Raw genomic sequence first — 10,926 nt, 5'->3', positions numbered from 1 at the left:
GCGCAGCTTCAGAAAAGCGTGTCAGCAAAATGACAGTTGTCAGTGTTGGCAATTCAAGTGAAATCGGGCCTTTTGATATCAAGTCATTGACTGATCTAGCAAAGTGGCTGTTTTACTGGGGATGGTTGGCATTTAACAAAGCGATAAACGGTCGTTATCCATAGATTTTTATATTTTGTTACCTATTTTCGTGTCGTTTTTGGGGTAACTTTTTTTTGACGCGTGGTTGGGGTGGGGCGTTTCTTGCGCTTTGAAAATCGGCTGCTAACGTGCAGGAACGAAGTGCTTTCGACACCGCGATCCGGTCGAGGAAAACATGGCCCGCTACCTCAAGGAATTGCTGCTGTTTTTGTACCTGCTCAAGGGGTACGCCTATTACCTCGACCGTCTCGATGCGTTGGGCCTGGGCTTGGCCACCTTGCTGTTCGGCGCCATGTTCGTGCTGTTGGTGGTGGCGCTGTGGATGTGCGCCTACATACGCCAGACGATGGTCAGGCATGTGTTTGCCTTGGCGTTGTTCGTTTCAGCGGTTTTTTTCGAGGTGTACACCCAGGTCACGGACAGTTACCTGACCTACAGCCAGTTCGTCTCGCTGGTGTACTCGGGAGGGTTCATCCAGGAAGCGGCCTATCAGTATCGCCAGGTGATCATCAACGCGGCGATCGGCGGCTTGTTGCTGTTGTTCGGCATCGCTCTCAAGCCGCGTCGGGCGCTGCGAGTGCCCGGTTATCTGCCGGTACTCGCGCCCGTACTGGGCGTGGTGTTGCTCAGTGGCGTGCTGTTCGTTCGGGCGGGCGAGGGCGCGCGCGGCCTGCCGGTGATGTACACGCCGTTGGCCTATTTGAATCTCTTCGCCTACGAGTCCTTGCACAACACCATCGGCCCCCGGGAACCGGTCATCCTGGCGCGGCGATCGTCTTTGATCGAGCAGGACATCGTGCTGATCATCGATGAAAGCATTGGCGGCAATTACCTTGATATCAACACGCCGTCTGGCGTGCACAGCGGCCTGAAGACACCGCCCGAGGGCGTGGATATTTTCAATTTCGGCTACGCGGCTTCCATCGCCAATTGCAGCGCCGACACCAATGTCACCTTGCGCTACGGCGGTACTCGCGCTGACTACATGCGCATCAACAGCACCCGGCCGTCGATCTGGCAGTACGCCAAGAAGGCCGGCTTGCGCACCGTCTACATCGACGCCCAGCGCACTGGCGGCAATCTGCAGAACCTGATGACCGACCTGGAAAAACAGGACATCGACGAATTCGTCCAGTTCGACCAGGCCAGCGTGCGTGACCGCGACATGGCGGCGGCGGCGAAGTTGATCGAGCTGTTGGGCGACCACCAGGCCGAACTGGTGGTGATCAACAAGGTGGGGGCGCATTTTCCAGTGCACGACAAATACCCCGACGACTTCATGAACTACCGTCCGGCCTTGCCGCGCGGGCAGTTCCAGGAAGTGGCCGACACCGGCAGGCGCGACGGTTTCAATGGCCAGCAAGATGACTGGCTGCTGTACCGCAACGCCTACCAGAACACCTTGTTGTGGAATGTCGGCGAGTTCTTCAAGCGAATCTTCCAGCAGGCCGATTTGAGCCATGCGGTGTTGATCTACACCTCCGACCACGGCCAGGATCTGCACGAGCGCGGCAATCCCGGGCTTAACACCCATTGCGGCGGCGACCCGGTGGCCGAAGAAGGCTTGGTGCCGTTGGTGGTGATCCAGGGCAGCTCATTGCAGACCCTCGATTGGCGCAATACCTGGGCCCGGAACAAGGACCGCTCCAGCCACTACAACATCTTCCCGACGTTGTTGCAGTTGATGGGTTACGACCCGGTCGGGGTTGAGTCGGCCTATGGAAAATCCCTGAACCAGCCGACCGATGACGACTTCACCTTCAACTACCGCTTCAACGCGCGGCTGGGGGCGAAACCGGCGTGGAAACATATCGACCTGGACAACATCGTGACACCGCATTCCGGCCAGGTTGAAATGGCAGTGGGGCATTGACTCTATACGCTGAGCTCTTTGGGAGTGGGCTTGCTCGTATGAGGCCGGCACATCCAACATCTTCATCGACTATGACGCCGCCTTCGCGAGCAAGCTCGCTCCCACATGGATTTTCGGCAGCCACAAAATGCACATACGCCGCAGAGCCCTGTGGGAGCGAGCTCGCTCGCGATGAGGCCTGCCCATCCACATCACCGCCAGCTGATACACCGCCTTCGCGAGCTCTCGCCTGGGCCGGCATTGCGGCTAATTCCGCTATCCTGAGCCTCACGTTCATTCATCGAGCCTGTTCATGCTTGAAGTCCGCGATGTCTATAAAAGCTACCCCACGCCCCAAGGCCCGTTGCCGGTGCTGCAGGGCGTCGACCTGACCCTGATGCCCGGCAGCAGCCTGGCACTGATGGGGGAGTCCGGCAGTGGCAAGAGCACCTTGCTGCACCTGGTCGCCGGGCTGGACAAGGTGGATCGCGGCAGTATCCGCAGTGGTGAATATCGGCTCGACGGCATGAGCGAAAGCCAGTTGGCGAACTGGCGACGCACGGAAATCGGCCTGGTGTTCCAGCAGTTCAACCTCATCAGCAGCTTGTCGGTGGAAGACAACCTGGCGTTCCAGGCGCGCCTGTGCGGCCGCCATGACGCGGCCTGGCAAGCCCATCTGGTGCAGCGGCTCGGGCTTGCAGCGTTGCTGCGGCGTTACCCTGAACAGCTTTCCGGCGGCCAGCAGCAACGGGTGGCGCTGGGGCGGGCGCTGGCCTCGCGGCCGCCCCTGTTGCTGGCCGACGAACCCACCGGCAGCCTCGACGAAGCCACCAGCGACGAAGTGCTGCAACTGTTGCTGGAACTGCTGGAGGGCAGCCCCACCAGTCTGCTCATGGTGACCCACAGTCCACGGGTGGCGGCTCGCCTGGCCCAACGCGTGGTGTTGCACGGCGGACGGTTGGCGCAGGTGGCCCAGGGGTGATGATTTTTCGCCAGACCCTCAAGGCCCTGCTCAGCCATTGGCGCCAACACCCGGTGCAATTCTTCAGCGTGCTGACCGGCCTTTGGCTCGCCACCAGCCTGCTCACCGGCGTGCAAGCGCTGAACAGTCAGGCCCGGGACAGCTACGCCCGGGCCAGCCAATTGATCGGCGGCGAACCCCAGGCCAGCCTCAATGCCCCCGGTGGCGGCACGTTCCCTCAGCAATGGTTTATCGATTTGCGGCGCCAGGGCTGGCCGGTGTCGCCGGTGTTGCAGGCCCGGGTGCTGCTCGAGAGGCACGAGGATCAGCGCCTGCAACTGATGGGCATCGACCCGGTGTCGCTGCCACCCGGCGCGGCCCTGGCGGGGCAGGCGCGGGACATGAGCGAGGTGGTCGAGTTTTTTACCGACCCCGGTCGCACTTGGGTCGCCCCGCAAACCTTGCAGGCCTTGGGGCTGGGCGAGGGCGACCGGCCTCGTACCGTCGATGGGCAACCGCTGCCGCCGCTGCATGTCCAAGTGGACATGGCGCCGGGCGTGCTGTTGATGGACATCGGTTTTGCCCAAGCCGTACTCGGGTTGCCGGACCAGCTGTCTCGGCTGTTGTTGCCCGCCACATTCAACGCCGCGTTGCCGGAGGCCTTCCGTGATCGGCTGCAATTGACGCGTGCCGATGAAGAAAACAACCTGTCGCGCCTGACCGAAAGTTTTCACCTGAACCTCGACGCCTTGGGGTTTTTATCGTTCGTGGTGGGGCTGTTCATCGTTCACGCCGCCATCGGCCTGGCCCTCGAACAGCGTCGCAGCCTGCTGCGAACGCTGCGGGCCTGTGGCGTCAGTGTGCGGGTGCTGCTCACCAGCCTGGCGATTGAGCTGGGTGTGCTGGCCTTGCTGGGCGGGATCGCCGGGGTACTCAGCGGCTACTGGCTGGCAGGCCTGTTGTTGCCGGATGTCGCGGCGAGCCTGCGGGGTTTGTACGGCGCCGAAGTGGCCGGGCATTTGAACCTCAGCCTGGGGTGGTGGCTCAGCGGTGTCGGCCTGAGCTTGCTCGGTGCGTTGCTGGCCGGGGCCGACAGCCTGTTGCGGGCGGCGCGTTTGCCCTTGCTGGCGCTGGCCAATCCCCAGGCCTGGCATCAGGCCCATGGGCGCTGGCTGCGACGCCAGGGTTGGGTGGCGACAGGGGCGGGGTTGATTGCCGCCTCGGCGTTGGTCTGGGGCGACAGCCTGGCCAGCGGTTTTGTCCTGATGACTGCCTTGTTGCTGGGTGCGGCGCTGGCCTTGCCGGTGTTGCTCAGCAGTGCGCTGAAGCAGCTATTGCGCCGCATCCGCTCGGTGCTCGGGCAATGGTTTCTCGCCGATTGCCGCCAGCAATTGCCGACGCTGAGCCTGGCGCTGATGGCTTTGCTGTTGGCCTTGGCGGCGAATATCGGTGCCGGCAGCATGACCGCCGGTTTCCGCCAGACCTTCAGTAACTGGCTCGAACAACGGCTGACCGCCGAGTTGTACATCAACCCGCAAACCCCGGCCCAGGCGGTGGAGTTGCACGCCTGGCTCAAGCAGCAACCGGCGATCACGGCTGTTGTTCCCCTCTGGCAAGTCTCGATCCCGTTGCAGGGCTGGCCGACGGACATCCATGGCATCATCGATCACCCGCACTATCGCCAGCATTGGCCGCTACTGGAATCGGCCGGCGACAAGCCGTGGGAGCAACTGGCCGCCGCCGACACCCTGATGCTCAGCGAACAACTGGCCCGGCGCCTCAAGGTGAGGATCGGCGATCAGTTGACCCTGCCGACGCCACAGGGACCCTGGGCACTGCGCATCGTCGGTATCTACGCCGACTACGGCAATCCCAAGGGCCACGTGCTGGTCAATGCCGATCACTTGCTGGCGCACTGGCCGCAGCTGACGCCGAACCGTTTCAACCTGCGCATCGAACCGCCCGCGATCCCGGCGCTACTGACCGCGTTGCAGGGCCGGTTCAGCCTGGACGACAGCCGCATCGTCGACCAGGCCCGGCTCAAGGGCTGGTCGAGCCAGGTGTTCGAGCGCACTTTCGCCGCCACCGCCGCCCTTAACAGCCTGACCCTGGCGGTGGCGGGGGTGGCGTTGTTCATCAGCCTGCTGACCCAGAGCCAGAGTCGTCTCGGCCAGTTGGCGCCGCTGTGGGCGCTGGGGGTGACGCGTCGGCAATTGATGTTGCTCAACCTCGGCCAGACCTGGTTGCTGGCGCTGCTGACCCTGGTCCTGGCCTTGCCGCTGGGCATTGCCCTGGCCTGGTGCCTGGACGCGGTGATCAATGTGCAGGCCTTCGGCTGGCGCCTGCCGTTGCGGGTGTTCCCGTTGCAATTGGTGCAGTTGCTGGCCCTGGCGATGCTCGCCACGCTCCTGGCATCGGCCTGGCCGCTGTATGCGTTGTACCGCACGCAGCCGGCGGATTTGCTGAGGACCTTTGCCCATGAAGATTAAAATTGGCGTGTTGCTGCTGGCGTTGCTCAGCGGTTGTGATGATTCAGCGCCGCCACAAAAGGGCTTTGCCGGCCTCGGCGACCAGGCTGTCGCGTTCACGCCTGTCGTGCCTGGGCGGGCGTTCAGTTTTCCGGCCGACCACGGCATTCATGACGGTTTCCGTATCGAGTGGTGGTACGTCACCGCCAATCTCAAGGACGCCCAGGGCCGGGAATTCGGCGTGCAATGGACGCTGTTTCGCAGCGCCTTGGATGCCGCGCCCCAGGCCAGCGGCTGGCGCAACCAGACGATCTGGCTCGGCCACGCGGCGGTCACTTCCGCCACCGTGCACCATGCCGCCGAGCGTTATGCCCGAGGCGGAGTGGGGCAGGCCGGGGTGCAGGCGGTGCCTTTCGAGGCCTGGATCGACGACTGGCAATTCACCAGCCAGGCTGCTGCGGCCGAGCCGTTGGCGGACATGCAATTGAAGGCGCGCGACCGACGCTTCAGCTATGCGTTGCGGCTGACGTCGAGCCGCCCGTTGGTGTTGCAGGGCGATCAAGGTTTCAGCCAGAAATCCGCACAGGGGCAGGCGTCGTACTACTACAGCCAGCCGTTTTTCCAGGCCAGCGGTGAATTGGAAATCGACGGTCAGCGTTACACGGTCAGCGGCCCGGCCTGGCTCGACCGCGAATGGAGCAGCCAGCCCCTGACCGCCAACCAGACCGGCTGGGACTGGTTCTCCCTGCACCTGGACAATGGCGAGCACCTGATGCTCTATCGCATGCGCCACAAGGACGGCGCGCCTTACCTCACAGGCACCTGGATCGATGCCCAGGGCCGGAAGCAAACCCTGCATGCCGCAGATATCAGTCTCGTGCCTCTGGACACCACCCAGGTTGCGGGACGCTCGATGCCGGTACGCTGGGCCATCAAGATCCCCGGCAAACAACTCGACGTGACCCTTCAGGCACTCAACCCCAAGGCCTGGATGGACCTGCGCATTCCCTATTGGGAAGGCCCGGTACGACTCAGTGGCAACCAGGGCGGCACGGGTTACCTGGAAATGACCGGCTACTGAGAATCGTCGGAACTCCCTGCGAACGTCGACCCTCATAATTGATGAATGTCTCGCAGGAGCCCGCCATGAGCGATGACCTCAAACTTCCGTCGCTGGCCGACTGGCAGCAGTTGTTCGACGACAAGGCCTATTGGCAGCAGTCCCCCGATGCCCACTTCACCGAGCTGATGCGGGTGGCCAATGACCTGTTCGGCCGGGGCACCATCGACCTGGCGCGCTGGCAGGATTTGAAGACCCAGGCCGAGCAACTGCACCGGCGCTCGCCGGATGCCAATGTCGCTGAAGAAGTCGCCGACCCCGATGCCTGAATCCCGAAAGATCCAAGGAGTTCGCCATGAAGCACAACCCCGATCGAACCCCATCCAACCCGGACGCACCGGCATTGCCCGGCGAAGTGGAACGCGATAACGATGCCTTGCGCCCCAATGATCCGGCCAAGCGCAAACAGCAACAGGGTGACCCTGAAACAGGGGACACCGATGCGCAAAAAACCGGACGGCGTGGCTGAAGTCCGGCTGGTATTAAAAAGAGTTTTTTAATGACTGTTTAATTTTCTTGTTTGGGTAACTTTCTGTACTTGTCCATGTTTTGTATAACTGTTTGCACCGCTAGCGAAGGAATCCTCCCTCACCACAGGTCCGGGTTCCGGTCCACGAATGTAACTGTACGAACATATGAGTCATGATCAGTCGTGCACAGCTACAACAAAGATAAACAATTATTTAAACAGCCTCGCGGACTTATTCTGAAAGTTCCATTATTATTGTGCCTGTTCGCCCAGTGTCAGGCTCTTTACCAGTGCATGGATTGCCGAGGCCGTCGCACTGGGCGAACACCGTCCTGAATCAATAACTGTCAATTATCAGAGTGCACATTGACCCACTGCGTTGGTCGATGGGTGAACGGCTGCCTGCGATTTCAACCGGCGGCCGGTACACGCCAGTCATCGGAACCCGAGGTGCCGCTGACTTCATGGGTCCAAGTGATCTTGCGATACGTGAAGTACACGTCTTCCAGATGGGTGAAGTGGGTGTTCTCCGGATCCTGGCAGTTGGGCATGTAGTCCTTGATATCGACGATGATCGCGTCCTCCAACGTAGTGGTGTAGTAGTGCTCCTGGGTGCCGGCGGCCGAAGTGCGGTACCACTGGATCTTGACTTCGGTCAGGCGTTCGCCGCTTGTCAGGGCAGCCAGCATCAGCGGCGAAGCCTTGTCGAATACCTTGGTGATGATCAGCGGTTTGTGTATGCGCTGGCCGGTTGGCTGACCGGACTGGGGATCGCGAGGGATGGTCACCTGGTGCTCGAAAGCCTGCACCATGACCTGGTCTTCGTGACCCTCTTGGTAGGTGTTGCCCACTGAGTCGGCGGTAAACGCACCGGCAGTGATCAGACCTTGTTTGGTGCCTGTAACGGACATGTACGCGGGGATAGCCAAGGAATGCTCTCCTTCCTGGATAACGATAAGGTCCCGGGACGGGAATCGCCCCTAGGTGGCCTGACGGTTATCAAACGCTATGCCAGATTATAAAAAACTATAAATATCAATGGCTTGATCTGAGTAAAGGCGGCTATTCCCTTCAGTCGGGCAACAAAGCGTACAAACGCTTGCCCGGTGCATTGCAGATATTCGCGACCCATCCGGGCGGCGCTCTAGCCGGGCAGAATCACCGAGGACGGCGCGCCGTGTTGCGCGCCGGTCAGGCAACTTATTGCCGTTTTATCCTTCGGCCTGTTCCTACACGCCCAACGCAGCCCTGCACTCATCAATGGAGCGCTGTTGCGTCTGGGCGTACAGCCCCAGCTCATCGATGGTCGCTCGCCCCAGCGCCGCTTCGAAAGCCTGGCGATTGGACTGCCCGGCGTAATGGCTCTGGGCGGCATCGCCGAGGTTCGACTGGAAGATGCCGGCGGCGCTGACCGGCAGGAAGTCTTCGTACACCAAGGGCTCGGCGCGCAGGTATTGCTGTTCGAGCAAGTGTTCCAGGGACGCTGCTGGTTCGAGGGTGCCCTTGGCGGCGAGGCCCTTGGGCGTCGGGAAGTAGCGGAAATACGCCAATGCCTGTTGGCGCAACTCATCGTGGTTGTCCGGGAATGCGACAAAGTGTTCGGTCATCAACGCGTTGTAGCGTTCGGCGTTGGCTTCGTTGGGAAACGCCCCCAGCGCATCGCGTGCGGCGTTCAGCAATTGGTCGTAGAGCGCGCGGCCCTTGGGCGTGAGCGCGGCGCCGCGTTGTTCGATTTCGCCGAAGCGGGCGCTGTGGCTGCCTTGGGCCTGTGGCTGGTCGGTGAAGGCGACGGGTTCGTCGAGTGCCTTGAAACTGGTCTGGCGCAGCAGGATCGGGCATTGGCGACGGGGTGGACCTTCGATCACGGCCTTGGGAGTAATGCCATGCACGGGCATCCGCGCCTGGACGATGTCGATGTCCAGGGTGCGCGGCGTCAGGTGATTGATGTGCGGGCCCTTGAACGCCACCACGTCGGCGATCAGGCGATGCTGGGCGCTCAGTTGCCGGTACTGTTCGGCGGTGACGGTGGCGCTGTGGTGCCAGCGGAAGGTTTCCAGGGCCTGCAGGACGAAGTCCTCGGCCTGGGCTTGCGTCAGGCCACCCTGGCGCTCGGCCAGGTCAATGAGCGCCAGGGCCCCTGGGGTGAAGATCTGCCGTTTGGCCAACACCGACTCGGCAAAGGCCCGCAGCTCGGAATTCTCGATCAGTTCCAATCGCAGCAGCGAGGTAAACACTCGGAACGGGCTCACCTGCAACGCGCTTTCATGCACGGCGCGAAACGCTGTGGAATGCACTGGCACCCCGGCCGGCGTGAGGTCGTAGTAGCCCACCGGCTGCATGCCCATGACCGCGAACAGTCGCCCCAGGGTCGCCAGTTCGGCGGCGGTGCCGACGCGAATCGCGCCGTGGCGTTCCAAGTCCAGGCGCTCGAGTTCGCCGGTGCTGCGCAGGTGTTCCGCCAGTTGCGGCTGTTCGCTCAGCACCTGGGCGTTGGTGTGTTCCACCAGCTTCATCAGGGCGCCATACAACGGCACCTCGTCGCGGTACATGTCGGACATCGCTCTGGAGAAGCGTTGGCGGATCAGGTCGGGGCTGACGAAGCTCATCGTGAGAATTCCTGGCGAGGGCTGTGGGAAAGTTGAACGAAAGATCGCAGCCTTCGCCGGCCCCGGCAAACGAAGAATCTTCAGGACTTCATTCTGCCAGGGACTGATCCACCAGCTCGATCCAGTGCCGCACGGGCGTGCGACCGGCGCCGTCGAGGTGGTTCTGGCAGCCGACGTTGGCCGTGACAATCATCTCCGGCTGACCGCTTTCCAGGGCATTGAGGCGGTTGTCGCGCAACTGCCGCGCCAAGGCCGGCTGGGTCAGCGAATAGGTGCCGGCCGAACCGCAACACAAATGGCCGTCGGGCACCTCGGTGAGGTTGAAACCCAGCCGCGTCAACAGTGCTTCGATGCTGCCGCCGAGTTTCTGCGCATGCTGCAAGGTGCATGGGCAATGGACGGCGATGCGCTGGTTCCTGGCCGCGCAGATCTGTTCCAGCGGCTCGTTGCCGAGCACTTGCACCAGGTCCAGCGCTCGTTCGCTTACCTGCTTGGCCTTGGCGGCATAGGCAGGGTCATGTTCCAGCAGGTGCCCGTAGTCCTTGATGAAGGCGCCGCAACCGCTGGCGGTCTGGACGATGGCTTCGGCGCCGTGCTCCAGGTGCGGCCACCAGGCGTCGATGTTCTGTCGGGCGCGGTCCAGTCCGGTGGCCTGGGCATCGAGGTGATAATCCAGCGCACCGCAGCAGCCGGCCTGCGCACAAGGGATCACGCTGATGCCGAGTCGATCCAGCACTCGCGCTGCCGAGATGTTGGTGTTGGGCGACAGGCCCGGTTGCACGCAGCCTTCGAGCATCAACACCCTTCGCCCATGGCGCAGTGGTGGGCGATCGCTGTGGGAGGGGGCGGGGTGGGGCAACTTGGCGCTCAGGTTCGTCGGCAGCAACGGACGGAAGACCGCCCCAAGGCGCAGCAGGGCCTTGAACCGTTCGGGACTGACGGCCAGGCTGCGCAACCCCAGGCGCAGTGCGCGTTGGCCGGCGGGGCGCGGTACGGCGTGGTCGACCACCGCCCGGCCGATATCCAGCAGGTTGTGGTAGTCCACGCCGGACGGGCAGGTGGTCTCGCAGTTACGACACGACAGGCAGCGATCCAGGTGCAACTGGGTGCTGGCTGTCGCCGGCTGGCCTTCGAGCACTTGCTTGATCAGGTAGATCCGGCCTCGTGGGCCGTCCAGTTCATCGCCGAGCAATTGGTAGGTGGGGCAGGTGGCATTGCAGAAGCCGCAATGCACGCAACTGCGCAGGATCCGTTCGGCTTCTTCGGCCCGGGGCAGGTTTTTGCTTTCCTCACTGAACCGAGTCTGCAT

9 protein-coding genes are annotated in these 10,926 nt (G+C 62.3%); 6 read left to right on the top strand and 3 right to left on the bottom strand.

What is annotated here, in order from left to right:
- Positions 1-316 precede the first annotated feature (316 nt).
- From AO356_RS01135 to AO356_RS32770, 6 genes are all read left to right on the top strand, one after another.
- Positions 317-2,014 carry a sulfatase-like hydrolase/transferase gene (locus AO356_RS01135; protein WP_060738214.1) on the top strand — a complete coding sequence of 566 codons (1,698 nt, stop codon included), beginning with the start codon at positions 317-319 and terminating at the stop codon, positions 2,012-2,014.
- A gap of 292 nt (positions 2,015-2,306) precedes the next feature.
- Complete coding sequence (locus AO356_RS01130; RefSeq protein WP_060738213.1) at positions 2,307-2,975, top strand: ABC transporter ATP-binding protein; 669 nt, start codon at positions 2,307-2,309, stop codon at positions 2,973-2,975.
- Entirely contained in the window at positions 2,975-5,443 is a 2,469-nt protein-coding gene (locus tag AO356_RS01125; protein WP_081015303.1) for an ABC transporter permease, read from the top strand. The genes AO356_RS01130 and AO356_RS01125 overlap by 1 nt, the downstream gene beginning before the upstream one ends.
- Positions 5,433-6,503: a lipocalin-like domain-containing protein gene (locus AO356_RS01120; protein ID WP_060738211.1), complete on the top strand. Its 1,071-nt coding sequence runs from the start codon at positions 5,433-5,435 to the stop codon at positions 6,501-6,503. The genes AO356_RS01125 and AO356_RS01120 overlap by 11 nt, the downstream gene beginning before the upstream one ends.
- Before the next feature lie 65 nt (positions 6,504-6,568).
- A complete protein-coding gene (locus AO356_RS01115; protein ID WP_060738210.1) occupies positions 6,569-6,811 on the top strand; it encodes a hypothetical protein in 243 nt (80 codons plus the stop codon).
- A gap of 26 nt (positions 6,812-6,837) precedes the next feature.
- Positions 6,838-7,011: a hypothetical protein gene (locus AO356_RS32770; protein WP_177431725.1), complete on the top strand. Its 174-nt coding sequence runs from the start codon at positions 6,838-6,840 to the stop codon at positions 7,009-7,011.
- 410 nt (positions 7,012-7,421) lie between these two features.
- On the opposite strand, the gene AO356_RS01110 is transcribed toward AO356_RS32770, so the two are convergent.
- From AO356_RS01110 to glcF, 3 genes are all read right to left on the bottom strand, one after another.
- Positions 7,422-7,940 (bottom strand): Hcp family type VI secretion system effector, encoded by a 519-nt coding sequence (locus AO356_RS01110; RefSeq protein WP_060738209.1) that lies wholly within the window; start codon positions 7,938-7,940, stop codon positions 7,422-7,424.
- A 300-nt stretch (positions 7,941-8,240) separates the two neighbouring features.
- Complete coding sequence (locus AO356_RS01105) at positions 8,241-9,617, bottom strand: VOC family protein (RefSeq protein ID WP_060738208.1); 1,377 nt, start codon at positions 9,615-9,617, stop codon at positions 8,241-8,243.
- A gap of 88 nt (positions 9,618-9,705) precedes the next feature.
- Positions 9,706-10,926 carry a glycolate oxidase subunit GlcF gene (gene glcF, locus AO356_RS01100; protein WP_060738207.1) on the bottom strand — a complete coding sequence of 407 codons (1,221 nt, stop codon included), beginning with the start codon at positions 10,924-10,926 and terminating at the stop codon, positions 9,706-9,708.

It is taken from the genome of Pseudomonas fluorescens (assembly GCF_001307275.1).
GTDB classification, from domain to species: domain Bacteria; phylum Pseudomonadota; class Gammaproteobacteria; order Pseudomonadales; family Pseudomonadaceae; genus Aquipseudomonas; species Aquipseudomonas fluorescens_AA.
This window is presented reverse-complemented; position numbering and strand designations above follow the sequence as displayed.